A 23,150-nucleotide genomic window follows, 5' to 3' on the forward strand; every position below is an offset into this window, starting at 1 on the left:
CGCGTGAAGAAATGCGCCGGCGCGGGGCTCCAGGGTGTTTCCCCGATTCCGTGAGGTGGGGAAACGCTCTAGACTGGCAGGCGAAGCTCCCATCAGGTTCATCGCCCGCCCATGACTCCCGTCCGCATCGGCATCGTCACCATCTCGGACCGCGCCAGCGCCGGCACCTATGAGGATCTGAGCGGCCCGGCCATCGAGGCCTGGCTGCGCCACGCCATCACCAGCCCCTGGGTCTCCGATTACCGGATCATCCCGGATGGGTTCGAGAGCGTGCGCGACACCCTCATCGCCCTCTGCGACGACGAGCGCATGGACCTCATCTGCACCACGGGGGGCACCGGCCCTTCCCCGCGCGATCTCACGCCGGAGGCCATGGCGGCGGTGATCGAGAAGCCGCTCGCCGGCTTCGGCGAGCAGATGCGGCGCATCAGCCTGAATGAGGTGCCCACCGCCATCCTGTCGCGGCAGGAGGCCGGCGTGCGCGGCAAGACGCTGATCGTGAACCTGCCGGGCAAGCCGGCCTCCATCGCCGTGTGCCTTTCGGCGGTGTTCCCGGCCATTCCCTATTGCCTGGACCTCATCGGCGCCGGGCGGATCGAGACCGACCCCGACGTGTGCGCCGCCTTCCGGCCGAAAGGCGCGTAAGGCAGCCTCAGACCACCACCACGCCGCGGTGCTTGGCCTCGCCCTCGGGCTCCACATGGATGGTGATGATCGCATCGTCCATGTCGCGCTCGAAGGCGTTCTCGATGCGGTCGCAGATGTCGTGGGCGGCGGCCACCGTCATGTCGCCAGGCACCACGAGGTGGAACTCCACGAAGGTGATGCGCCCGGCATGGCGGGTGCGCAGATCGTGCGCCTCGATGGCGCCGGCGGCGTGGAGCGAGACCAGCTCGCGGATGCGCGCCACCACGTCCGGCGGCGGGGCGGCATCCATCAGGCCGCCCACGGATTCCTTCATGAGCGACCAGCCGGTCCACAGCACATTGAGCGCCACGAGGCCGGCAATCAGCGGATCGAGCACCGGCCAGCCGGTGACGGGCACCAGCACGAAGCCGATCAGCACGCCGCCGGAGGTGACCACATCGGTCAGCACATGCCGGCCGTCGGCGACCAGGGCCGGCGAGCGCATGGCCTTGCCCACCCGCAGCAGCACGACGCACCAGATGGCGTTGATGACCGTCGCCGCGCCGTTGATGAGCATGCCGGTGAACGGCTGGTCGGGCAGGCGCGGGTCGAGGAAGCCGAAATAGGCCTCCCGCATGATGGTGACGGCCGCCACCACCACCAGCACGCCTTCCAGCACGGCGGAGAGATATTCCGCCTTGTGGTGGCCGAACTGGTGGTTGTCGTCGGCGGGACGCGCGGACACCGTGATGGCGAACAGCGCGGCGGCCGAGGCGGCGACGTTGATGATGCTTTCCAGCGCATCCGACAGCAGCGCCACCGAGCCGGTGACCCACCAGGCCAGCGTCTTCAGGCCGAGGACGATGGCACCGACGAGCACGCTCGCCGCCGCGATCCAGAGCACCTTGCGGCTCATGTCGGCCTCCATTCTGCGAACCGTCGGGGGCGGTCCCGCGGGTCCGTCCCCGGCGGTCGGCAGGACGTACAGAACCCCACGCCCCGGCGCAACCGCGCCGGGGTCGCACTCCCGGACACGCGGGAGGTTACACCCGCGTTACACCGCCCCTCAGGGCAGCTTCATGTGCTCGAGCGCGCGCTGGATGGCTTCCGGCCCCACCATGATGACGCCGTCGAACGGGGAGCTCATCTCCAGGATCAGGAAAATGGCGCCGGCCAGCGACAGCGAGCACAGGGGAAAGACGATGAGCGAGACCAGGTTCACGGGCGAGAACAGCCCGAAGCTGGCGAAGATCAGCGTCAGCCAGACGATCAGCACGACGATGAAGACCGGCGGGATCTCGGTGACGGCCTCGGCGATCAGCGTCCAGCGCAGCGCGTTGAGCGACTTGAACCGGTCGAGCGCCTCCGCCTTGAGATCGGTCTGCTCGGGACCGGCGGGATCAAGGATGCGGATCTCGTGGCCGACGCGCTCCAGCATCAGCTCCGAATCGAAGCTGGCGACCATCACCGGCGCACCATTGGGCGCAGGCCAGGTCTCGTTCATGGCGTGGACCGTGTAGGCGCGCAGCGCATCGCGCGCCGGCCTGGCCGCGGGGCCGTAGTGCTGGAGCGTGGCATCGAGGATGGTGAGGAACGTCGCATATTGCTGCACGTCCTTGCCGGTGGTGTCGAAATTGCCCTTCACCGAGGCGGTCATCAGGCCGAGGATCAGTGACGCCATGGCCGCCACCATGCCGACGCCCAGCTTCACCGCCTCCTGCGTCTCCTTGGAGAGGTGATGCGCCTTCAGCCAGCGCTGCGAGCCCATGCCGAACAGCGCCCCGCCCTCGAGCGCGAGAAAGACCAGTATCGCGACCTGCCACGCCTGCATGGCTTCCCCCCGGCCTGCACGTCCGTTCAGCTTTTGTCGGACGATCGGCGCAGGCGACCGAACGTTCGCCCGATACGACGCCGGCTTTGCAGCGTAAAGAAAGAAAATCGCGCGCCCCCGCTTTGCCGCAACGGGAGCCGGGGCGGCGATCAGCGGGCGGCGGCGGCGATCAGCGCCCGCTTGCGGGCGAGGTCCGCGTAGCCGGCGATCACCTCCGCACCGATCACATAGGCGGGGGTTTCCAGCACCCTCAGCGCGGCGGCCAGCGCCACACCTTGGGTAAGGATGTCGGTGATGTCCGGCTGGTTGGCGGCGCGGAACACCTTGTAGTGGTCCAGCCCCTCGGCGCGCACCACGTTCAGCGCCTTCACCCCCTCGATCTCGCCGGTGGTGGCGGCGAGCGCCAAATAGAAGTCGCCGAACTTCGCCGGCTGCATGGCGAGCACCGCCAGCGCCACCCGTGCCGCCTCGATGGAGCCCACGCCCACGCGCGGCGTCTGCACGATGGCATAGGCGAGCTTCGCATCGCCGGCGAGCAGCTCGCGCATGTCGAATGCGGAGCGGCGCCAGTCGGGGGCGTTGAAATCCACCAGCTCGGTGACGAGGGGGGTGGTCTTCTCCGCCCCCAGCACCGCCTTGCCGGGCATGGCGTCCAGCAGCTTGCGCGCCTCGGGGGAGAGGGGATCGGCGAAGGCGGGGGATGCCGCGACCGCGATCAGCCCGGCACAGGCGGCGAGCAGTTCCCGGCGGGAGAGCGGGCGGAAGGGCACGCCCATGCCCGTCCTATTCGGCCGCCTTGGTCGGCACCTCGGAAGCGGCTTGCGCCTCCGCATCCTCCTGCGCCTTCAGCACGTCCGGGTGCGGCATGGAGATGATGTTGTAGCCGGAATCGACGAAATGGACCTCGCCGGTCACGCCGGCCGAAAGGTCGGAGAGGAGATAGAGGGCCGAGCCGCCCACCTCCTCGATGCTGACCGTGCGGCGCAGGGGGGCGTGGCGCTTCTGGTAATTGAACATCACCCGCGCATCGGCGATGCCGGCACCCGCCAGAGTGCGTACCGGGCCGGCGGAGATGGCGTTGACGCGGATGCCCACGGGGCCGAAATCCGCTGCGAGATACCGCACCGAGGCTTCCAGCGCCGCCTTGGCCACGCCCATCACATTGTAATTGGGCATGACGCGGGTGGAGCCGCCATAGGTGAGGGTAATCAGCGAGCCGCCCTCGGTCATCAGCGCGGCGGCGCGCTTGGCGATCTCGGTGAAGGAGAAGCAGGAGATCACCATGGTGCGGGAGAAGTTCTCCCGGCTGGTGTCGGCATAGCGGCCCTTCAGCTCGGACTTGTCGGAGAAGGCGACGGCGTGGACGAGGAAGTCGATGCTGCCCCAGGCCTCCTTCAGCGCGGCGAACACCGCGTCCACGCTGGCGAGGTCTTCCACGTCGCACGGCAGCATGAGGGAGGAGCCGACGCTCGATGCCAGCGGCTTGACGCGCTTGGCCACCTGCTCGCCCTGGTAGGTGAAGGCGAGTTCCGCGCCCTGACCCGCCAGCGCCTTGGCGATGCCCCAGGCGATGGAATGATCGTTGGCGACACCCATCACCAGGCCGCGCTTGCCCTTCATCAGGTCCTGCATAACCTACCCTCTCGCGCCTGAGACGCCGATAGCAGACGGCGCCCGGCCACGCCATCGCGTTCCGGCCGGCGCCGCCTCACCATTGATGACCAATCCTGACCGCCGCCTTCAGGCGGAGCGCTCAGGCGTCCAGCACCGTCACGCGTCGACGTGCTTGATGACGAGGCTGGCGTTGGTGCCGCCGAAGCCGAAGCCGTTGGACAGCACATGGCCGAGCGTCACGTTATCCACCCGCTGGCGCACGATGGGCATGTCGGCGAAGGCCGGGTCCATCTCCTCGATGTTGGCGCTCTCGGCGATGAAGCCGTTCTGCATCATGAGGATGGAATAGATCGCCTCGTGCACGCCGGTGGCGCCCTGCGAGTGGCCGGTGAGCGACTTGGTGGCCGAGATGGGCGGGCACGTGTCGCCGAACACGGCGCGGATCGCCTCGATCTCCTTGAGATCGCCGATGGGGGTCGAGGTGGCGTGCGGGTTGATGTAGTCGATGGGCGCCTTGATGCCCGCGATGGCGAGCTTCATGGCGCGCTCGGCGCCCTCGCCCGAGGGGGCCACCATGTCCACGCCGTCGGAGGTCGCGCCGTAGCCGGCGATTTCGCCATAGATGCGCGCCCCGCGCGCCTTGGCATGCTCCAGCTCTTCGAGCACGAGGACGCCGGCGCCGCCGGAGATGACGAAGCCGTCGCGGTTCTTGTCATAGGCGCGGGAGGCCACCGCCGGACGGTCGTTGTAGCTGGACGACATGGCGCCCATGCCGTCGAACAGCACGGAGAGGGTCCAGTGCAGATCCTCGCAGCCGCCGGCGAAGATGATGTCCTGCTTGCCGTACTGGATCAGCTCGTAGGCGTTGCCGATGCAGATGTTGGTGGTCGCGCAGGCGGCCGAGATGGAATAGCTCAGGCCCTTGATCTTGAACCAGGTCGAGAGCGTCGCCGAGGCGGTGGAGCCCATGGCCTTGGGCACCGCGAACGGGCCGACGCGCTTCGGCCCCTTCTCGCGGGTGATGTCGGCCGAATCCACGATGGTCTTGGTGGAGGAGCCGCCCGATCCCATGACCAGGCCGGTGCGGATGTTGGAGACCTCGTTCGGCTCCAGGCCCGAATCGCGGATGGCCTGCTCCATGGCCACGTGGTTCCAGGCGGTGCCGCCGCCGTGGAAGCGCATGGCGCGGCGGTCGACGACCTCTTCCGCGTTCAGGGTCGGCGCACCGTGCACCTGGGAGCGGAATCCGAGCCGGGAATAGTCCTCGGCGAAGGAAATACCGCTCTTGGCTTCGCGCAGGCTGGCAAGAACCTCCTGCGTGTTGTTGCCGATGGACGAGACGATGCCCATCCCGGTGACGACGACGCGCCGCATGTCAAATCCCCATTGGAGTGCACCCAGTGTCGCCGCAGATCGTGGCGAGGCCTTGTCAGGCGCTCGCGGCGCCTGCGGGCTGGGGTGCCGTCTCGGCCTGGAACAGGCCCACCTTCAGATCCTTGGCGCGGTAGATCACCTCGCCGTCCGCCGCCAGCCAGCCGTCGGCGATCCCGAGCACGAGCTTGGAGCGCATGACGCGCTTGAACTCGATGCCGTAGACCACCTTCTTCACGCCTGGGAGCACCTGGCCGGAAAATTTCAGTTCGCCGAGGCCCAGCGCCCGGCCGCGGCCGGACGATCCGAGCCAGCCGAGATGGAAGCCCACGAGCTGCCACAGGGCGTCAAGGCCGAGGCAGCCGGGCATCACGGGATCGCCCTTGAAGTGGCAGGCGAAGAACCAGAGGTCCGGGTTCACGTCCAGCTCGGCGCGCACCATGCCCTTGCCGAATTCGCCGCCGGTCTCCGAAATTTCGGTGATGCGGTCGAACATCAGCATGGGCGGCAGCGGCAATTGCGCGTTTCCGGCCCCGAACAGCTCGCCACGTCCGCACGCGAGGAGATCCTCATAATCGAAGCTGGTCTGCCGGTCCGCCATTCTTGCCAGTGTCGCCATTTGTTCCCCTGTACTGTCCGGAAGGGCAGCCGGGGGTTGCTGTTGATGAGCCCGGAAGGCCCGCCCCCGCCATCGGTGGCGGGCACTCCCTAACATAGGCAAGGGCGCGCTCAAAGTCATGAAAGCGTCACGCGCGGCACGATGCGCGCGTTATCCGGCCGCGCCGGGCGAACCGGATCGGCTGCGCGAACGTTGCCGTCAGGGGCGAGGGGGTATGCTATGGCGCGGGGGCAGAACGACCCGGTGCCCCATGGCGAGCGCCCCCACGCGACACTGGCTGGAGCATGGCATGCCGATTTTGAAGGAATTCAAGGAGTTCGCGGTCCGCGGCAACGTGGTGGACCTCGCCGTCGGCGTCATCATCGGCGCGGCATTCGGCAACATCGTCACCTCGCTGGTGGGCGACGTGTTCATGCCGGTGATCGGCGCCGTCACGGGCGGGCTGGACTTCTCGAACTATTTCGTTCCGCTCTCCAAGACCGTGACCGCCGACAACCTCGCCGACGCGAAGAAACAGGGTGCGGTACTGGCGTATGGGTCCTTCATTACGATCGCCATCAATTTCATCATCGTGGCGGGCGTGCTCTTCCTGGTGGTGCGCGGCATCAATGCGCTACGCCGGGCCGAGGCCGGCAAGCCGCCCGCCGCGCCAACCAAGAGCGAAGCCCTGCTGATGGAGATTCGCGACCTGCTCGCTTCCGACCGGCCCGCCGCCCGCCCCCCGGCGCCCCCCGCGCCCCCGGCACCGCCGACGATGTGAGCGCGGACGCGGGCCGGCTCAGGGCTTCGCACCCTGCGCCGCCAGCGCGTCCTGCCGCTTGAGGAAACCCCGCACCACCGCCACCGACTCGTCGGGGCGGTCGTTGAAGATGCCGTGGGCGGCGCCGGGGATCACCGCGAACTCGGCGCCGCCGGGCACCTGCTCCGCGAAGGCCGCGACGGTGGAGATGCGCGTCTCGTCATATTGGCCGACGACGAACAATGTGCGTGCCCCGTCGAGGCGCGCCAAGAACGGCTCTCCGTCATAATCCTTCAGCGTGCCGGTCTGGGTGAACTCGCCGGCGCCGTTCATGGCCACGTAGAGCTTTTCGTTGAGCTTCAGATTGTGCGCCGTCTCATAGGTCTTGCGCATGGCGGGCAGCGGCTCGCGCCGGTTGAAGGCGGCGTAGAAGGCCCCCGACGCCGCATCGCAGGTGGCCGGCGGGGGCGGGGCGGTGCCCTCGCAGGCGTCGATCACCTTCTGCACGTCGGCGGGGAGCGCGGCGCGGCGGGCGGCGACATCCGCGATCCAGCTTTTCCCCGAGATATAAGGGCTGGCCAGCACCAGCCCGGCCAGCGTCGCCGGCTGGCGCGCCGCCCATTCCAGGGCGATGGTCGCGCCCCAGCTGTGGCCGAGCACATGAAAGCGCGGCAGGCCCAAAGCGGCGCCGACGGCATCGATCTCGTCGGCGAAGCGCGCGACGGTCCAGTTGGCGGGATCATCGGGATGGTCGGAGCGGCCACTGTCGAGCTGGTCGCAGAGCACCACCATGCGCTCGTCCGCCAGTTCCAGCGGGTCGTGGAAGGTGGAATGCATCCCGCCCGGCCCGCCGTGGAGGAGCAGCACCGGCAGCCGGCCGCCCGCGCTCGTCCCGTTGGTGCGGACGTAGACCCGCCCGCCCTTGACCGGAACCATCAGCTCCCGCTCCGCCGGTGGGAAGACCGCCGGCCGGGCGACGGCAGGCGCGGCGAACGCCGCCGCGCCGAGGAGAGAGAGGAAGGCGCGTCGATCCAGCCCGGCCATGGTGCCCCGCCGTCAGGAGGAAGGAGCGTCACGGGTATCATAGTAGCCGCCGCGGTCAAGCGGCGCGCCACCGGACAGGATCAGCGGAAATCCGCGCCCACCGCATCCGCCACATGGGCGAAGCCATCGGCCTTCAGGCGGGCGGCGAGGTCCGTCTTGATGCGGCCGACAAGGCCGGGGCCGTGGAACACCAGCGCCGAATAGAGCTGCACGAGGCTCGCCCCCGCCCGGATCTTGGCATAGGCATCCGCGCCCGAGCTGATACCGCCCGAGCCGATGACCGGAATCCTGCCGCCCACGAGGCGGTAGAGCGCGCCCAGCCGCTCGGTCGAGAGCGTCATGAGCGGCTTGCCGGAGAGGCCACCGGCCTCGCCTTTGTGCCCGCTCTTCAGGCTCGGCGGGCGCGACAGGGTGGTGTTGCCCATGATGATGCCGTCGATGCCAGTCTCCAACGCCACCTCGGCCACGTCGGCGAGGCCTGCGTCGTCGAGGTCGGGCGCGACCTTCACCAGCAGCGGCGGGCGCTCCTTGGGGTCCGGCACCGAGGCGTTGCGCACGCCGACGAGGTGGGCAAGCAGCGCCTCCATCTCCGCCCGCGCCTGCAGGGCGCGCAGGCCCGGCGTGTTGGGGGAGGAGATGTTGCACACGATATAATCGGCGAGCCGGCAGGTGGCGGACACGCCGGCGGCGTAATCCTCCAGCGTGTCCTCGCTCTCCTTGTTCTTCCCCACGTTGGCGCCGAGGATGCCCTTGCCGCCCGCCGAGCGGCGCTTGGCCAGCCGGTAGACGAAGGGGGCGAGGCCCTCGCTGTTGAAGCCGAAGCGGTTGATGACCGCCTCGTCCTCTTCCAGCCGGAATAGGCGCGGCTGCGGATTGCCGGGCTGCGGGCGCGGTGTGACCGTGCCCATCTCGGCAAAGCCGAAGCCCATCTTCAAAAGGCCGTCCGCCACCTCGCAATGCTTGTCGAAGCCGGCGGCGAGGCCCACGGGATTGGGGAAATCGAGGCCCCAGACGCGGGTCGCGAGCACCGGGTCGTCATGGCCGGAGAGGTCCGGCATCAGACCCTTCGCAAGGGCGCGGACGGCATAGCCGTGCGCGCGCTCGGGGGTCACCAGCCCGAGCAAGGGCCGAACGAGGGCGTAGAGTTCCATCTAGGGCGTCACTCGCCGGTGGTGGCGGTGCCGCCGTGGGCCTTGGACCAGGCATGCGGATCGTTGAGGAACGATTCGATCTCGGCCACCTGCTTGGATTCGAAGCGGTTCATCTTCTTCACCTGCGCCAGCACGTCCCACCAGGTGGCGAGGCGGTGGAGGCTGAGGCCGGCGCCGTCCAGGATGCCCGCCGCCTCGGAGAAGATGTCGTAATAGAAGAACACGAAGCAGTGCGAGCACTCCGCCCCGGCGTCACGCAAGGCGTTGACGAAATTGACCTTGCTCTTGCCGTCGGTGGTCAGGTCCTCGACCAGCAGCACCCGCTCGCCGGGGGCGAGGTGGCCCTCGATCTGGGCGTTGCGGCCGAAGCCCTTGGGCTTCTTGCGCACATACTGCATGGGCAGCATCATCCGGTCCGCGACCCAGGCGGCGAAGGGAATGCCCGCCGTCTCGCCGCCCGCCACCGTGTCGAACTGCTCGTAGCCGATGTCGCGGTAGATGGTGGAGATGCCGAAGTCCACCAGCGTCTGGCGCACGCGCGGGAAGGAGATGAGGCGGCGGCAGTCGATATAGACCGGGCTCGCCCAGCCCGACGTGAAGATGAAGGGCTCTCCCGAGGAAAAGCGCACCGCCTCGACCTCGAGCAGCATCCGCGCCGTCTGCTCGGCGATGGTAGCCTTGTCCGGGAAAGCAGTGACATTCGCCATGGGGAAAGCCTTCGTCGCGGTTTCGTCGCTTGTGTGTGACGCGCATATATCAGAGCCGGGCGGCATTGCGACAGGCCCGGTGACGCGGCGCGGGAAAAAGGCGCGTCCTCGGGAGAGTGGTGTCATCCCCCGGCCTGTCCGGAGGATCCACGTCTCCATTCGTCAGGATAAAAATCCCGACAGCGCGCACGGCGGCGGTGTGGATCCCCCGCACAAGGCGGGGGATGACAGACCCGAGGGGGGTCGAGCCTTGAACGCGCCTCCCGCTTACGCCGCAGATGATGCACGACGGGCGGCTCACGCCGCCCGGGCGAGGCGCCGGGCGTGCTCCAGCGCCATCTCCAGCCGGTCGTTGCCCCAGAACAGCTCGCCATCGGCGGTGAAGAAGGTGGGGGCGCCGAATACGCCGCGGGCCTGCGCCTCCTCGGTCTGGGCGCGCAGGCGCGCCTTGTTCACCTCGGATTCGGCGTCGGCGATCACCTCGTCCCAGAAATGGCCGAGACCGGCGAGCACCTGCCGGACGGTCTCCCGGTCCGAAATGTCGCGGCCCTGAGCGAATTCGGCGGAGAACAAGGCGCGGGTGAAGGCGGGCCGGCAGGCGTCGTTGAGGTGGATCGCCACACGCGCCGCCAGGAGCCCGTTGGCCGGAAAGGTCGCGGGCCTGGTGATGGGCGGCAGGCGCTGGGCGCTCGCGAGGCGGTCGAGATCCCGCCACATATGCGCGCCCTTCAGGGGATAGACGTTGAACGGCGAGCTTGTGTAGCCCTGCGCGGCGAAGATGGGGCCGAGCAGGAAGGGCTTCCAGTTCACCCGCACGTCCGCCAGCTCGGCCAAGGAGGCGATGCGGCAGGCGGCGAGGTAGGAATAGGGCGAGGCGAACTCGTAGTAGAAATCGAGGCTGCCGCTGGCCATGGGCTCCTCCGGCCTGTACATCGCGGCGGAAGAGTGCGGCGGGGCGGCCCCGGCGTGCAAGGGTCTGGATCAATCGGCTGGATCAATCCCGGAATGGAGCTGGCGACGCGGTGAAGTGGGTGCTGTTCTTCGCGCTGGTGATCGGGGCCGCCGTGGCGATCCTGTTCACCGTGTTCCCTGAGTGGGACCTGGCCATCTCCGGCCTGTTCTGGAACGCCACGCGCCACGTGTTCGGCGTCGCCGGCCTCGGCTGGGCTGCCAAAGTACGGACCCTCGCCAACTGGCTGCCCTGGATCTTCGCCGGCCCGGCCTTCGCCGCCATCATCCTCAAGCTCATTTTTCCCCGGGGCAAAATGTTCATGCCGGCGCGGGCGGCGGTGCTGCTCGCCGTTACCATGGCGCTGGGGCCGGGCCTTCTCGTCAACGGCATCCTGAAAGAGCATTGGGGCCGGCCGCGCCCGGTGCACGTGGATACCTTCGGCGGCAAGGACGCCTTCCGCCCCTGGTATGCCACCGACGGCACCTGCCCCACCAACTGCTCCTTTGTCTCGGGCGAAGGGTCCCTCGGCTTCTGGCTCGTCGCCCCTGCGAGCCTCGTGCCCGGACCGGCGGGGGCGGTGGCGATGGTCGCGGCGGTCTCCTTCGGCGCGCTGGCCGGGGGATTGCGCATCGCCTTCGGCGGCCACTTCTTCACCGACGTGGTGTTTTCCGGCGTTCTGGTCATCCTGCTCATCGTCGGCATGCGGCTGTGGCTCTACGACCGGCCACGCAGCCCCACCGATGCCTCTGTGGAAGACGCCATCGGCAACGCCGGCCTCGCGCTTCAGGCGGGCCTGCGCCGGCTTCTTGGCAGGACCTGACGGGCGCCCCGTCCCCATCCTTGACCGAGACGGCTTGCCAGCGCGCCGCGCGCGCCTATAGTCCGCGCCGATTTTCCCCGAACATCCGAGAGACGTGATGGCGCGTGACGTGAAGAAGGTGGTGCTGGCCTATTCCGGCGGGCTCGACACCTCGGTCATCCTGAAGTGGCTCCAGACTACCTATAATTGCGAGGTCATCACCTTCACCGCCGACCTCGGCCAGGGCGAGGAGCTGGAGCCGGCGCGCAAGAAGGCGGAGCTGCTCGGCATCAAGCCCGAGAACATCTTCATCGAGGACGTGCGCGAGGAATTCGTGCGGGACTATGTGTTCCCCATGTTCCGCGCCAATGCGCTGTATGAAGGGCTGTACCTGCTCGGCACCTCCATCGCCCGTCCCCTGATCGCCAAGAAGCAGATCGAGATCGCCCGTAAGATGGGTGCGGACGCGGTGTCCCACGGCGCCACCGGCAAGGGCAACGACCAGGTGCGCTTCGAGCTGGGCTACTACGCCCTCGAGCCGGACATCACCGTCATCGCCCCCTGGCGCGAGTGGGACCTGACCTCCCGCACCCGCCTGCTGGAGTTCGCCGAGGCGCACCAGATCCCCATCGCCAAGGACAAGCGCGGCGAGGCGCCCTTCTCGGTGGACGCGAACCTCCTGCACTCCTCCTCCGAGGGCAAGGTGCTGGAAGACCCGGCCGACGACGCGCCGGAATATGTCTACCAGCGCACCATCTCGCCGGAGGAAGCCCCCGACGAGGCCACCCTCATCACCATCGCCTTCGACAAGGGCGACGCGGTGGCCATCAACGGCGAGGCGCTCTCCCCCGCCACCCTGCTCACCAAGCTCAACGAGCTGGGCAAGGCCAACGGCATCGGCCGCCTCGACCTCGTGGAGAACCGCTTCGTCGGCATGAAGAGCCGCGGCATCTACGAGACCCCCGGCGGCACCATCCTGCTGGCCGCACATCGCGGCATCGAGAGCATCACGCTCGACCGCGGCGCGGCGCACCTCAAGGACGAGCTGATGCCCCGCTATGCGGAGCTGATCTATAACGGCTTCTGGTTCTCCCCCGAGCGCGAGATGCTGCAGGCGGCGATCGATTACTCGCAGGCCTATGTGACCGGCGAGGTGACGGTGAAGCTCTACAAGGGCAACGCCACCGTCATCGGCCGCAAGAGCCCCTATTCGCTCTACAATCAGGAGCTTGTGACGTTCGAGGAAGGCGCCGTCGCCTACGACCACCGCGACGCCGCTGGCTTCATCAAGCTCAACGCCCTGCGCCTGCGCACGCTGGGCTCGCGCGCCCGCAAGATCTCCGAATAGGGATCTCCCCGAGCGGGGTTCCGTCTCTGGCGCACGGCGCAGTTTGCGCTTTGCGCCAGAGGTTCGATCGGACACACTCCGTCCCGTTTCGGGGGCGGAATCATGGATCGTCGGGACCTTCTGAAAGGCGCAGCAGGCACGACCCTGCTTGCCGCCACCTCCGGCCTCGCCGCGGCCGATAATGCCCCGCCTGTGCTGCGCATCCATCCCGCCATCGGCATCGCCCGCGTCGGCAACAGCCCGGACTATTACCTCGCCCCCGAGACGGCGGCCGGAGAACTGCCGTCCTCCGGCGACGGCCTGTGGGGCGGCCTGCCCCTCGATGCCACAACCGGAAGACCCATCACCGCGGACGGGTTTCGCGACGGGCAGGGCCGGCTGAAGCGGCAGGCGGTGCGCTTCCGAATTTACGCCTATACCGGCTCCGGCTGGCCGACCGGTGAGAGCACCGAGGTCACGCTGGGCGCGCTCATCGGCGGCAAGCGTGTCACCGACATCGTGTGGCAGGCGCACATCGCCAACAAGAAGCTGAACTGCTTCTCCATGGAGGACACGCCCGGCCATTTCCCGGCCCTCGCCGGCTTCGCCGATGGCCGGCTGATGCCTATCCGCCGCCCGCAGGACGGCCCCCTCGACAGCCCGGACCGCCTCCGGCGCCTCGTCATCGATCCCGGCCCGCGCGCCCTTTCCGCCCGCGCGGATCAGAGCCGCGTCACCGCCTTCGCCCATGGCACGCCCGCGAGCTGCCTCGGCGACGGGGGGACGGTGCGGGCGCTGCCGGACTATCCGGTGAGCTTCCCGCAGGACCATTTCACCCTGCACATCCCGGCCGATCCGCTGACCAGCCTCGGCGACATGCGGGTGGAGGCCGGCACGGGCCGGCTGATCCTCGCCGGCGGCTTCGGCGCGACGGTGGGCATCATGACGCCCGAGGGTCGTCCCAACGTGAACGAGCGCAGCGGGGCGGAGAACACCAGCTGGTTCGACGACATCGGCGACGGCCCGGTCTCCGCCCGCATCATCTTCGAGGACGGCTCCTCGCTCATGGCCGCGCCGGCCTGGGTCATGTGCGGCGACCCGGGCTTCGCGCCGCAGACGCGCAACGTGGTCACCGCCTGGGACGAGGTCTACGACACCTTCGTCCGCCAATTGGCACTGGAGCCGGCGCTGTACGCGGATGGCACCTTCCGGCCGGGCTTTGCCGCCTCCTTCGCGGATGATGCCCGCCCCCTGTTCCACGCGGTGATGCTGCAGCGCTGGAACACCAATCTGCCGGCGCCGGCCATCGCCGCCCACAACCGCATCGGCGCCATCACCCCCGCTGACCGGCCCACCGACAAGATCCCGGATTTCGACGGCCTGATCCGCAATCCCGACAATCCGGCGAGCCTCGCTGCGGGCACGCCCATGATGCCGCTGGCGCTGGGCGACACGGACCGTCCCTTCCTCACCCTCACGCCAACGCAATATTATCTGCTGCGGCAGTGGCACAAAGGCGTGTTCACCCCCGAGCGGCGCCTGAAGCTGGGGGATGGGGAGGAAATGGACCGGGTGGCGCTGGCCAATTGCCTCGGCGGACGCTTCAGCCCCGGCATCGAGGTATCCTATCCGGTGCGCGACCCGAACCTGTTCATCCAGGACTGGGCGACGACGCCCGGCGGGCCGTTCCGCCTCAACGCCGCGCCGCTCGATTATTCAAAGGCGCGCCCCGACCGCGCGTTCCTCACCGTGGGCTACATCCCCCTGCGCCCCATCCCGCTGGAGCCGGGCGACTTCTCCAAGTTCATGGCCGCGCCCTGGCACACGGACTACAACCACTGCGCCTCCCACCCGCCGGAGAGCCCCTCCAACACCGACCAGACGCTCTACTGGTCATGGCCAGCCGAGCGGCCGGTGGCGGTCTATCCGCAGGCGCTGGCGCGCTTCAATCCCGGCACAGGATGGACGCCGGGGCGCCAGCTCTACGCGGTGCGCGGCGCGGGGACGACGACGATCTACCCGGCCAACGCCGGGCGCTTCCAGAAGGCGGCCGATTTCCTCGTCAACTGGCACAAGGTGGGCTTCGTGGTGCAGGCGAGCCGCATCAACCCGGATGCCCGCCCGGCCACGGCGGAAGACCCGTTCCTCGAAGTCGCGTGCTTCTTCGAGACCGACACAAGCCAGATGGTCGCCCCCTGGCCCACCTTCAACTCGCCGCCGGCCCCGTGAGCGGCGCGCCGGAGCGGGTGGGCGTCGCCATCATCGGCGCCGGCCCCGCCGGCTGCGCCACGGCCATCGCGCTGGCGCGGCGCGGCATCAGCGATGTCACGCTGTTCGAGGCCGGGGCGACCGACGGCCCGCGCATCGGCGAGACCATTCCCGGCGCCGCCCTGCCGCTGCTCTCCCGCCTCGGCCTCATGGAGCGCTGCACGGCGCGCGGGCACCTGCTGTCGCTGGGTGCGACCGCCGTCTGGGGCAAGGCCGCGCCGCACCACAATGACGGCTTCGCCAACCCCTTCGGCGGCGGCTGGCATCTCGACCGCGCCGGCTTCGACGCCGATCTCAGGGCGGAGGCGATGGCGTGCAGCGTGCGCCTCCACCCCGGCCGCCTGCGCGCGATGACGCAGGAGGGGACGGGCCACCGCCTCCGCTTCGATGGCGCGGACGAGCCGTTCGAGGTCACGGCCACTCTGGTGGTGGACGCGAGCGGCGTGCGCGCGGCGGCCTTGCGCAGCCTGAAGGTGGCACGCAACGCGGTGGACGCCCTGGCCTTCCACTGGACGGTTCTTCCCCTCGGGGCGCCGGAGGCGATGCCCGCCCGCACCTTCCTCGAATCCGTTCCGGACGGCTGGTGGTATGCGAGCCGTATCCCCGGCGGGCGGGCGGTGGTGGGCCTCGCCGCCGATCCCGGCGCGCGGTTCACCGATGGCGCCGCCTTCCGCGCCGCCCTCGCCGCAACCCACCTCATCGGGCCACAGATCGCGCGCGGCCGCCCACTGGACGAGCAAGCGCCGCCCCGCATCGCCATCGCCCCCACCGCCATCCTCAGCGCCGTGGCGGGACCCGGCTGGCTCGCCGTGGGCGATGCAGCCGCCAGCCTCGATCCTCTCCTCTCGCAAGGCCTCACCCGCGCGCTGGAGGAGGGCATCGCCGCCGCCGACGCCATCGCCGGCGCGCAGATGGGAGATGAAGGCGCGTTCAACGCCTATCAGGACAGGATTTTCGCCCGCTTCACCGCCGGCGTGCGGCTGCGCGCGGGCTTCTATGCCGGCGAGACCCGCTGGCCTGACGCGCCCTTCTGGCGCCGCCGGCAGGTTCAGGCGGCGGCCTAGGTCTCGGCGCCCTCGCCCGGTCCCGGAATGAGCACGCGCAAGGCGTTGAGGATGACCACCACGTCGATGGCCTCTTGCAGCAGCGCGCCCTGCACCGGCTGGAGATAGCCGAACGCCGCCGCCACCATGCCCACGAGCGACAGGCCGATGCCCCAGCGCACGCTCTGCCGCGCGATGGCGAGGGAGCGGCGGGCGATGGCCATGGCCTCGGCGAGGCGGTCGAGCCGGTCCACCAGCAGCACCGCATCCGCCACCTCGGCGGAGGCCGCCGCGCCCCGCGCGCCCAGCGCGACGCCGATGTCGGCGGCGGCGAGCGCGGGCGCGTCATTCACCCCGTCGCCCACCATCATCACCGCGCCGCCGTTGGCGGCCTCGCGCGACAGGGCGATTTGCGCGATCTTGCCTTCGGGCTTCAGCTCCCCGGTCCAGGCGTCGAGGCCGAGGTCGCGGCCCACCGCATCCACCGCCTCGGTCCGGTCGCCGGAGGCGAGCGCCACATGCTGCACGCCGCCGCGACGCAAGGCGGCGATCATGTCGGCCGCGTCGTCGCGTACCGGATCGGCGAACAGCAGCAGCCCGGCCGGCCGGCCGTCGATGGCCACCGCCACCACCGCGCTGGCGGGAGGAAGGTGGGCGCGCAGCGCGCTCCAGTCGCCGGAGGCACGGGCCGCGACATAGGCGGTGCCGCCCACGGCGACGGCATGGCCCTCGACCCATCCTTCCAGCCCGGCCCCGCCATCTTCCTTCACCGCGCGGGGCGGCGAAAGGGCGAGGTCCCGGTCGTGCGCGGCATGGACGAGCGCCCGCGCCACCACATGGCTCGACGCCTGATCCAGCGACGCGGCGAGGCGCAGCACCTCCTCCGGCTCGAAATCCGGCGCGGTGCGCACCTCTTCCAGCTCGGCGCGGCCGTGGGTGAGGGTGCCGGTCTTGTCCACCACCAAAGCGCGGACGCGGGCGAGCTTCTCCAGCGCGCCGCCGCTCTTCACCAGCACGCCGCGCTTCGCCGCCCGCGAGAGCCCGGCCATGAGCGCCACCGGCACGGCGAGGATGAGCGGACAGGGCGTCGCCACCACCAGCACCGCCAGCGCCCGGCGCGGATCGTGCGCGAGGATCGCCGCGCCGATGGCGAGGGCGAGGGAGACGAGGACGAAGGCGAGCGCGTAGCGGTCGGCGAGGCGCACCATGGGCGCACGGCTGGAGGCGGCCGCCTCCACCAGGCGCACGATGCCCGCATAGGTGCTGTCCGCCGCCGGCCGCAGGATGGCGAGATCGAAGGCGTCGCCCGCATTGACCGCGCCGGAGGGCGCCTCCTCGCCATCCTCCAGCCGCGCCGGACGCGTCTCGCCGGTGAGCGAGGAGAGGTCGAGCACCGCCGGACCGCCGAGCACCGCGCCGTCGGCGGGCACGGTGTCGCCGGAGCGCACCAGCACACGGTCGCCGGCCACCAGATCCACCGCCGCAACCACCACCAGCCCGCCATCGAGATGCAGCACCGCGTCGCGCGGGGCGCGGGCGGCAAGGGCGGTCATCTCCCGCCGGGCACGGCCTTCCGCGAACCGCTCCAGCTGCTGGCCGCCCGCATACATGAGGGCGACCACGTTGCCGGCCAGGGGCTCGCCGAAGGCCAGAGCCGCGGCCATGGAGAGGGCGGCCAGCACGTCGAGGCCGAACCGGCCCGCGCGCAGGGACCAGGCGATGTCGATAAGCAGCACCGCCAGAACCGGCGCCGTGCCCACGGCGAAGGCGGCCGAGGCGGCCCCCTTCATCCCCATGAGCTGGAGCAGCAGCCCCACGGCGAGGGGCAGCACGGCGGCGGCGAGCAGAAGGTAGCGGTTGCGCCCGGCCGCGCCCGCCGCTTGGATGTCGGCCCGTGCTGGTTCCGGCATGTCGCTCCCTCATGCCCGGCCTGCGGCGATTCCGTCGCATTGCCGTTGCGCTTATGCGCGTTATCTAGATCATTAGAAAAATTCTAAATTGGAGTCACCCGGGATGATCTCGCTTTTCCCCGGCCGCCGCCGTTTTTCGGACCTGTCTGAGCGGGAGATCCTCGCCCTCGCCGTCTCGTCGGAGGAAGACGACGCGCGCATCTACACGGAATATGCCGAGGCACTGCGTGGCGAGTATCCCGACACGGCCAAGGTGTTCGAGAGCATGGCGGCGCAGGAGCGCGGCCACCAGACGAGCCTCACCCGCGAATATGAGAGGCGCTACGGCGGCACCGTGCCGCTGATCCGCCGCGAGAGCATCGCCGGCTATTACAGCCGCCGGCCGGTCTGGGCGGTGGTGAACCTCGGCATCGAGCGCATCCGCGCCGAGGTGGGGCGGATGGAGGACGAATCCGCCGGCTTCTATCTGAAGGCGCAGCAGAAGGCGTCCGATCCCGGCACGCGCAAGCTGCTGGAAAACCTCTATCAGGTGGAACTGCAGCACGAGGAGATCGCGGGCAACCTCGCCGATCGCTATCTGCCGGCCGACAAGAAGAAGGAAGAGGACGACAAGGCCCGTCGCCAGTTCCTGCTCACCTTTGTGCAGCCGGGCCTCGCCGGCCTCATGGACGGCTCGGTCTCGACGCTGGCGCCCATCTTCGCCACCGCCTTCGCCACGCAGAATTCCCACACCACCCTGCTCGTCGGCCTCGCCGCGGCGGTGGGCGCGGGCATCTCCATGGGCTTCACCGAGGCGCTCCACGACGACGGCGTCATCTCCGGCCGCGGCTCGCCGCTGAAGCGCGGCCTCTCCTCCGGCATCATGACGGCGGTGGGCGGCCTCGGCCACGCTCTGCCCTACATCATCCCCGAATTCTGGACCGCGACGGCCATTGCCATCATCGTCGTGTTCGTCGAGCTGTGGGCCATCGCCTTCATCCAGAACCGCTACATGGAGACGCCCTTCTGGCGCTCCGTGTTCCAGGTGGTGCTGGGCGGCGCGCTGGTGCTCGCGGCGGGCATCTTCATCGGCGGCAGCTGACGCGCTTGCTTGAGATCATGTTCCGCCGCGCCGGGGCGTGAGAGGCTTCCTGCCATCGCGGGAGGCTCCTCATGCGCGCCATGGTCCTGAAACAGACGGGCGGTCCCCTCGTCGCAGAGGAGCGGCCCGACCCGGTGCCCGGTCCGGGCGAGGTGGTGATCCGCGTCGGCGCCTGCGGCGTCTGCCGCACGGATCTGCATGTGGTGGACGGCGAGCTGCCGCAGACGCTGCTGCCCGTCATCCCCGGCCATGAGATCGTCGGGCGCGTTGCGGCGATGGGCGCCGGCGTCTCGCACCTCGCGATGGGCGAGCGGGTGGGCGTCGGCTGGCTCGGCCGGGCCTGCGGCTGCTGCCCCTATTGCGAAGAGGGCGCGGAGAACCTGTGCGATGCGCCGGTCTTCACCGGCTGCACCCGCGACGGCGGCTTCGCCAGCCACACGGTGGCGGATGCGCGCTTCGTCTATCCCCTCGGCGAAGAGGGCGAGGACATCGCGCTGGCGCCCCTGCTCTGCGCCGGGCTGATCGGCTGGCGCACGCTGAAGATGGCGGGCGAGGGCCGGCGCATCGGCCTCTATGGCTTCGGCGCCGCCGCCCACATCATCGCCCAGGTGGCGCGCTGGCAGGGGCGGGAGATCTACGCCTTCACCCGGCCCGGCGATATGCGGGCGCAGGATTTCGCCCGAACGCTCGGTGCCGTCTATGCCGGCGGCTCGGACGCGCCGGCTCCGGAGCCGCTGGACGCCGCCCTCATCTTCGCCCCGGCGGGCGAGCTGGTGCCGCAGGCGCTGAAGGCGGTGCGCAAGGGCGGGCGCGTGGTGTGCGGCGGCATCCACATGAGCGACATTCCCGCCTTCCCCTATCGCTGGCTGTGGGAGGAGCGAAAAATCCTCTCCGTCGCCAACCTCACCCGCGCCGACGCCCGCGAATTCCTAGCTATGGCCCCTCAAGCAGGCGTCACCACCCACGTCACGCCCTATCCCCTCTCCGAGGCCAACCGCGCGCTGGACGATTTGCGCGGCGGCCGGCTGGAAGGGGCGGCCGTGCTGGTGCCCTAAAACCCTATCGCTGCATCACATAGGTACCCGGCGCCGGGCAGAGCACCGGATAGCCGGCCGCGCCCAAGGGCGGCAGCTCATGGCCGGGAGCGGAGCGGGCGGACAGCCAGGCCTCCCACGCCGGCCACCACGATCCCTCCTCCACAGGCGTCGCCTCCACCCACTGTTCGGGGCCGAGATGGTGGTCGCCGTGGCGGGTCTCGTGCCGGCGGAAATGCCGGTGCCTGTGGCCCGGCTCGCTGACGATGCCGGCATTGTGCCCGCCGGAGGTCAGCACGAAGGTCACGTCCACGTCGGTCAGCTGGTGGATCTTGTAGACCGAGCGCCACGGCGCCACGTGGTCGCGCTCGGTGCCCACCACGAACAGGGGCACGCCGATGTCCTGGAGGGAGATGGGGCGCCCGTCCACCTTGTAGCGGCCGGCTGCGAGGTCGTTGTCGAGGAACAGTTGGCGCAGATACTGGGAATGCATGCGGTAAGGCATGCGGGTGGCGTCGGCGTTCCAGGCCATCAGGTCGCTCATGGCCGCGCGCTCGCCCATCAGATATTCGTGGACGAGGCGCGACCAGACGAGATCGTTGGAGCGCAGCATCTCGAACGCCCCGGCCATCTGGCCGGCGGAGAGGACGCCCTGGTCCCACATCATGCTTTCGAGCGTGTAAAGCTCGCCGGGATCGACGAACAATTGCAGCTCGCCGGGCTCGGAGAAATCGGTCTGCGCCGCAAACAGCGTGACGGAGGCGAGCCGGTCGTCGTCATCCCGCGCCATGGCGGCAGCGGTGATGGAGAGGAGCGTGCCGCCAAGGCAATAGCCGACAGCGTGGACCTTCTCGCCCGGCACCACCGCGTTGATGGCGTCGAGCGCTGCCATCACCCCGTCGCGGCGGTAGTCGTCGAAGCCGAGGTCGCGGTCCTCCGCCGTCACGTTGCGCCAGGACAGGCAGAACACCGTGTGGCCCTTGGACACGAGATAGCGGATCAACGAATTTTCCGGCGAGAGGTCGAGAATGTAATATTTCATGATCCAGGCCGGCACGATGAGCACCGGCTCGGCGGCGACCGTCGCGGTGGTCGCGCGATACTGGATCAGCTCCACGAGGTGGTTGCGGAAGATCACCTCGCCCGGCGTCACCGCCACCGTGCGGCCGGGCTCGAACGCCTCGGCCCCCACGGGCGGCTGGCCGGCGGACTTGCGCGCCGCATCCTCCAGAAGATTGCGCGCACCCTGCACGAAATTCAGCCCGCCCGTCTCCCGCGCCCGGCGCAGGACCTCCGGATTGGTGAAGGGCGAGTTGGAGGGCGAGAACACGTCCAGCAATTGGCGGGCAGCGAAGGCCACCACCGCCTCATTATGGGGCGCGACGCCGGGCACGCCGTGGGTGGCGTTGTGCCACCATTGCTGGTTCAGCAGGAAGGCCTGGGACCAGAAGCGGAACGGCCAGTCCTGCCATGCCGGGGCGCTGAAGCGCTCATCCCCCGGCAGGGGCTGGATGCAATTGGGGAAATTCCGGTCGAAGCTGGAGGCGACCATGTAGGCGCCGAGCCGGGCGGACTTGCGCCACGCCTTCAGCGCCAGTTCCGCCTGCTTGCCGGGAGCGGCCGCAAGATGCATCCACCAGTCCATCAGCGACAAGGTGAGCGCGGTGGGCGACAGGCCGGAGGTGGCGCGGGCGGAGAGGGCGGCGGCGGCGCGGTCCACCGCGCGCAGGGCTTCGGGGCCTGGGCCGTGCTCGAAATCCTCCTCGTCATGGCAGGCCATGCGGGCCCAGGCCTGAGCGAACAGCCGCCCGGCCTCGGGCAGCTTGGAGAAATCCATGGCAGCGCGGGCGAGATCGGCGCCGGACGCCGGCGCCTCCGGCGCGGTCACGGCGGGCAGGGCGGGCACGGGGGCCGGCTCCGGCGCGACGGCGGGCGCTCCGCCCACGGTCTGGGGCTGGATACGGGGCGAATTGGCGGGCAGGTTGACCATCGGCCGATCTCTTCAGGACGCGGAAAGCGCCCGGGACTTGAAACGGATGCCGGAGCCTCGCCCGGCATCGCGCCGGACGCTCAAGCTTTGCTGACTTAGCTTTTGCCGCTTCTCACGGCGCTTTGATGACGATCAGGCCGCGCCGAGCCTCAGCCGGCAATGATCCGCGTCAATCCGACGCCGCGCCGACGCGCTCCCGGCAGCTGTCGCGGAAGGCCTTGGCGCTGCGGCGGAACAATGCCGCATGCTGCCGCAGCGCCCGCTTGCGCAGCCGCTTCTGCGCCCGGTCCATGGCAAGGCCCAGCCGCTCCCGCGTGCCCTCCGCCAGCGCGTCACCCGCCGCATCCAGCATGGGGCGCAGGGTCTCGATGTCCTGATAGGCGCCGAGCAGGTCGCGCAGCCGCTGCGCGGCGCGCGCCCGTTTGGCGCCATGGCCGAAGGCGTCGGCGAGGAAGCTCATCTGATAGCGGTGGGTGACGACGCGCTTGCGCGCCTCGTGCATGTCCTCGGGCGTGTCGAAGGGGGCGCGGCGGGCCTGCCTGTAGGCCTTCACCAGTCCCTTCGGCACATCCGCCTGCCGCGCCTGCGCCGCCAGCGTGTCGGCAAGGGCCGCACGGGCGGAGACAAGGAAGCCGCCGAGCGTGGCGCGATGCTCGCCGCCGTCCGCGGCGGCGTCCTCGCCCAGCACCCCCTCGGCGTCGCTCTGGTCGCAGGCCAGGAGGAAGCCGCCCTTGGCCATCACGTCCAGCGCATCGCGGGCCGCCACCTGGTCGCGGGCGCCGGAAAGCTGGCGTGCCACCTCCGCCGTGCGCCGCCGCTCGGCCTTCGCGTCATCGCCCGGAATGAGGCGGAGCAGGGCGCGATACTGCTTCATGGCCTTGCGGGCGTCGTGCACCATCTCCTCGGGGTCGGGATCGGCCACCGCCGCCGCCACCGTCTCGAGTGTGGCCGCCAGCGCGTCCGCCAGCGCGTCTCCCGCGGAACGGGGCGGCGGCGGGCGTGGGGCATCGGGGGTCGTGACATCCAGCATGGGCATTCGGCTC

At 69.8% G+C, this 23,150-nt stretch carries 21 protein-coding genes; 8 read left to right on the forward strand and 13 right to left on the reverse strand.

From position 1 onward, the window contains the following. The first annotated feature begins 111 nt into the window (after nucleotides 1-111). The gene (mog, locus tag V5F63_RS21395) at nucleotides 112-645 is read left to right on the forward strand and encodes a molybdopterin adenylyltransferase (RefSeq protein WP_209485491.1); all 534 of its coding nucleotides are present in this window, start codon (nucleotides 112-114) and stop codon (nucleotides 643-645) included. Between the two features lie 7 nt (nucleotides 646-652). Here mog and V5F63_RS21400 read toward each other — a convergent pair whose 3' ends face one another. The 6 genes from V5F63_RS21400 to fabA form a co-directional block, all read right to left on the reverse strand. Further along, nucleotides 653-1,543, reverse strand: coding sequence for a cation diffusion facilitator family transporter (locus V5F63_RS21400; protein ID WP_394101155.1), 891 nt, complete (start codon nucleotides 1,541-1,543; stop codon nucleotides 653-655). A gap of 150 nt (nucleotides 1,544-1,693) precedes the next feature. Beyond that, nucleotides 1,694-2,458: a bestrophin-like domain gene (locus V5F63_RS21405; protein WP_394101154.1), complete on the reverse strand. Its 765-nt coding sequence runs from the start codon at nucleotides 2,456-2,458 to the stop codon at nucleotides 1,694-1,696. A gap of 149 nt (nucleotides 2,459-2,607) precedes the next feature. Beyond that, a complete protein-coding gene (locus V5F63_RS21410) occupies nucleotides 2,608-3,234 on the reverse strand; it encodes a DsbA family protein (RefSeq protein WP_394101153.1) in 627 nt (208 codons plus the stop codon). A 7-nt stretch (nucleotides 3,235-3,241) separates the two neighbouring features. Continuing rightward, on the reverse strand, nucleotides 3,242-4,090 hold the full coding sequence (fabI, locus tag V5F63_RS21415; RefSeq protein ID WP_209485499.1) for an enoyl-ACP reductase FabI: 849 nt from the start codon (nucleotides 4,088-4,090) through the stop codon (nucleotides 3,242-3,244). A 138-nt stretch (nucleotides 4,091-4,228) separates the two neighbouring features. Next, on the reverse strand, nucleotides 4,229-5,446 hold the full coding sequence (fabB, locus tag V5F63_RS21420) for a beta-ketoacyl-ACP synthase I (RefSeq protein ID WP_209485501.1): 1,218 nt from the start codon (nucleotides 5,444-5,446) through the stop codon (nucleotides 4,229-4,231). Nucleotides 5,447-5,501: 55 nt separating this feature from the next. Next, complete coding sequence (fabA, locus tag V5F63_RS21425) at nucleotides 5,502-6,044, reverse strand: 3-hydroxyacyl-[acyl-carrier-protein] dehydratase FabA (protein ID WP_209489957.1); 543 nt, start codon at nucleotides 6,042-6,044, stop codon at nucleotides 5,502-5,504. Between the two features lie 313 nt (nucleotides 6,045-6,357). Here fabA and mscL point away from each other — a divergent pair, with 313 nt between their 5' ends. Next, complete coding sequence (mscL, locus tag V5F63_RS21430) at nucleotides 6,358-6,822, forward strand: large conductance mechanosensitive channel protein MscL (RefSeq protein ID WP_394101207.1); 465 nt, start codon at nucleotides 6,358-6,360, stop codon at nucleotides 6,820-6,822. An 18-nt stretch (nucleotides 6,823-6,840) separates the two neighbouring features. Here mscL and V5F63_RS21435 read toward each other — a convergent pair whose 3' ends face one another. The 4 genes from V5F63_RS21435 to V5F63_RS21450 all read right to left on the reverse strand — a co-directional run bounded on the left by V5F63_RS21435 (nucleotide 6,841) and on the right by V5F63_RS21450 (nucleotide 10,615). Continuing rightward, nucleotides 6,841-7,845: an alpha/beta fold hydrolase gene (locus V5F63_RS21435; RefSeq protein WP_394101152.1), complete on the reverse strand. Its 1,005-nt coding sequence runs from the start codon at nucleotides 7,843-7,845 to the stop codon at nucleotides 6,841-6,843. Nucleotides 7,846-7,925: 80 nt separating this feature from the next. Next, entirely contained in the window at nucleotides 7,926-8,996 is a 1,071-nt protein-coding gene (locus tag V5F63_RS21440; RefSeq protein ID WP_209485505.1) for a quinone-dependent dihydroorotate dehydrogenase, read from the reverse strand. A gap of 8 nt (nucleotides 8,997-9,004) precedes the next feature. Then, on the reverse strand, nucleotides 9,005-9,703 hold the full coding sequence (locus V5F63_RS21445) for an orotate phosphoribosyltransferase (RefSeq protein WP_209485507.1): 699 nt from the start codon (nucleotides 9,701-9,703) through the stop codon (nucleotides 9,005-9,007). Between the two features lie 297 nt (nucleotides 9,704-10,000). Next, nucleotides 10,001-10,615 carry a 2-hydroxychromene-2-carboxylate isomerase gene (locus tag V5F63_RS21450; protein ID WP_394101151.1) on the reverse strand — a complete coding sequence of 205 codons (615 nt, stop codon included), beginning with the start codon at nucleotides 10,613-10,615 and terminating at the stop codon, nucleotides 10,001-10,003. A gap of 110 nt (nucleotides 10,616-10,725) precedes the next feature. Here V5F63_RS21450 and V5F63_RS21455 point away from each other — a divergent pair, with 110 nt between their 5' ends. The 4 genes from V5F63_RS21455 (at nucleotide 10,726) to V5F63_RS21470 (ending at nucleotide 16,113) form a co-directional block, all read left to right on the forward strand. Next, the gene (locus V5F63_RS21455) at nucleotides 10,726-11,475 is read left to right on the forward strand and encodes a phosphatase PAP2 family protein (protein WP_394101150.1); all 750 of its coding nucleotides are present in this window, start codon (nucleotides 10,726-10,728) and stop codon (nucleotides 11,473-11,475) included. 97 nt (nucleotides 11,476-11,572) lie between these two features. Then, complete coding sequence (locus V5F63_RS21460; protein WP_209485513.1) at nucleotides 11,573-12,802, forward strand: argininosuccinate synthase; 1,230 nt, start codon at nucleotides 11,573-11,575, stop codon at nucleotides 12,800-12,802. Nucleotides 12,803-12,904: 102 nt separating this feature from the next. Further along, nucleotides 12,905-15,010, forward strand: a complete 2,106-nt coding sequence (locus tag V5F63_RS21465; protein WP_394101149.1) for a LodA/GoxA family CTQ-dependent oxidase — start codon at nucleotides 12,905-12,907, stop codon at nucleotides 15,008-15,010. Further along, nucleotides 15,007-16,113 carry an FAD-dependent oxidoreductase gene (locus tag V5F63_RS21470; RefSeq protein WP_394101148.1) on the forward strand — a complete coding sequence of 369 codons (1,107 nt, stop codon included), beginning with the start codon at nucleotides 15,007-15,009 and terminating at the stop codon, nucleotides 16,111-16,113. Before V5F63_RS21465 ends, V5F63_RS21470 begins: the two co-directional genes overlap by 4 nt. Here V5F63_RS21470 and V5F63_RS21475 read toward each other — a convergent pair. Next, nucleotides 16,110-18,002 (reverse strand): heavy metal translocating P-type ATPase, encoded by a 1,893-nt coding sequence (locus V5F63_RS21475; RefSeq protein ID WP_394101147.1) that lies wholly within the window; start codon nucleotides 18,000-18,002, stop codon nucleotides 16,110-16,112. The two genes, V5F63_RS21470 and V5F63_RS21475, sit on opposite strands and share 4 nt — an antisense overlap. Before the next feature lie 103 nt (nucleotides 18,003-18,105). On the opposite strand from V5F63_RS21475, the gene mbfA reads away from it, so the two are divergent. Beyond that, nucleotides 18,106-19,083 carry an iron exporter MbfA gene (mbfA, locus tag V5F63_RS21480; protein WP_209485521.1) on the forward strand — a complete coding sequence of 326 codons (978 nt, stop codon included), beginning with the start codon at nucleotides 18,106-18,108 and terminating at the stop codon, nucleotides 19,081-19,083. Between the two features lie 71 nt (nucleotides 19,084-19,154). Then, on the forward strand, nucleotides 19,155-20,138 hold the full coding sequence (locus V5F63_RS21485) for a zinc-dependent alcohol dehydrogenase family protein (RefSeq protein ID WP_394101146.1): 984 nt from the start codon (nucleotides 19,155-19,157) through the stop codon (nucleotides 20,136-20,138). A 4-nt stretch (nucleotides 20,139-20,142) separates the two neighbouring features. On the opposite strand, the gene V5F63_RS21490 is transcribed toward V5F63_RS21485, so the two are convergent. Beyond that, nucleotides 20,143-21,897 carry a PHA/PHB synthase family protein gene (locus tag V5F63_RS21490; RefSeq protein WP_394101206.1) on the reverse strand — a complete coding sequence of 585 codons (1,755 nt, stop codon included), beginning with the start codon at nucleotides 21,895-21,897 and terminating at the stop codon, nucleotides 20,143-20,145. Between the two features lie 379 nt (nucleotides 21,898-22,276). Further along, nucleotides 22,277-23,137, reverse strand: coding sequence for a CHAD domain-containing protein (locus V5F63_RS21495; protein ID WP_394101145.1), 861 nt, complete (start codon nucleotides 23,135-23,137; stop codon nucleotides 22,277-22,279). Nucleotides 23,138-23,150: the final 13 nt, after the last annotated feature.

It is taken from the genome of Xanthobacter wiegelii (genome assembly GCF_043193855.2).
Classification (GTDB): Bacteria; Pseudomonadota; Alphaproteobacteria; order Rhizobiales; family Xanthobacteraceae; genus Xanthobacter; species Xanthobacter flavus_A.

Excerpts from the sequence above, each read along its gene's own strand:
- V5F63_RS21400 (WP_394101155.1), bottom strand. The coding sequence starts at position 1,543 with ATGAGCCGCAAGGTGCTCTGGATCGCGGCGGCGAGCGTGCTCGTCGGT.
- V5F63_RS21405 (WP_394101154.1), bottom strand. The coding sequence starts at position 2,458 with ATGCAGGCGTGGCAGGTCGCGATACTGGTCTTTCTCGCGCTCGAGGGC.
- V5F63_RS21450 (WP_394101151.1), bottom strand. The coding sequence starts at position 10,615 with ATGGCCAGCGGCAGCCTCGATTTCTACTACGAGTTCGCCTCGCCCTAT.
- V5F63_RS21445 (WP_209485507.1), bottom strand. The coding sequence starts at position 9,703 with ATGGCGAATGTCACTGCTTTCCCGGACAAGGCTACCATCGCCGAGCAG.
- V5F63_RS21495 (WP_394101145.1), bottom strand. The coding sequence starts at position 23,137 with ATGCTGGATGTCACGACCCCCGATGCCCCACGCCCGCCGCCGCCCCGT.
- fabI (WP_209485499.1), bottom strand. The coding sequence starts at position 4,090 with ATGCAGGACCTGATGAAGGGCAAGCGCGGCCTGGTGATGGGTGTCGCC.
- V5F63_RS21490 (WP_394101206.1), bottom strand. The coding sequence starts at position 21,897 with ATGGCCTGCCATGACGAGGAGGATTTCGAGCACGGCCCAGGCCCCGAA.
- V5F63_RS21485 (WP_394101146.1), top strand. The coding sequence starts at position 19,155 with ATGCGCGCCATGGTCCTGAAACAGACGGGCGGTCCCCTCGTCGCAGAG.
- mog (WP_209485491.1), top strand. The coding sequence starts at position 112 with ATGACTCCCGTCCGCATCGGCATCGTCACCATCTCGGACCGCGCCAGC.
- mbfA (WP_209485521.1), top strand. The coding sequence starts at position 18,106 with ATGATCTCGCTTTTCCCCGGCCGCCGCCGTTTTTCGGACCTGTCTGAG.
- V5F63_RS21465 (WP_394101149.1), top strand. The coding sequence starts at position 12,905 with ATGGATCGTCGGGACCTTCTGAAAGGCGCAGCAGGCACGACCCTGCTT.
- fabB (WP_209485501.1), bottom strand. The coding sequence starts at position 5,446 with ATGCGGCGCGTCGTCGTCACCGGGATGGGCATCGTCTCGTCCATCGGC.
- V5F63_RS21410 (WP_394101153.1), bottom strand. The coding sequence starts at position 3,234 with ATGGGCGTGCCCTTCCGCCCGCTCTCCCGCCGGGAACTGCTCGCCGCC.
- V5F63_RS21440 (WP_209485505.1), bottom strand. The coding sequence starts at position 8,996 with ATGGAACTCTACGCCCTCGTTCGGCCCTTGCTCGGGCTGGTGACCCCC.
- V5F63_RS21435 (WP_394101152.1), bottom strand. The coding sequence starts at position 7,845 with ATGGCCGGGCTGGATCGACGCGCCTTCCTCTCTCTCCTCGGCGCGGCG.
- fabA (WP_209489957.1), bottom strand. The coding sequence starts at position 6,044 with ATGGCGGACCGGCAGACCAGCTTCGATTATGAGGATCTCCTCGCGTGC.
- V5F63_RS21475 (WP_394101147.1), bottom strand. The coding sequence starts at position 18,002 with ATGCCGGAACCAGCACGGGCCGACATCCAAGCGGCGGGCGCGGCCGGG.
- V5F63_RS21460 (WP_209485513.1), top strand. The coding sequence starts at position 11,573 with ATGGCGCGTGACGTGAAGAAGGTGGTGCTGGCCTATTCCGGCGGGCTC.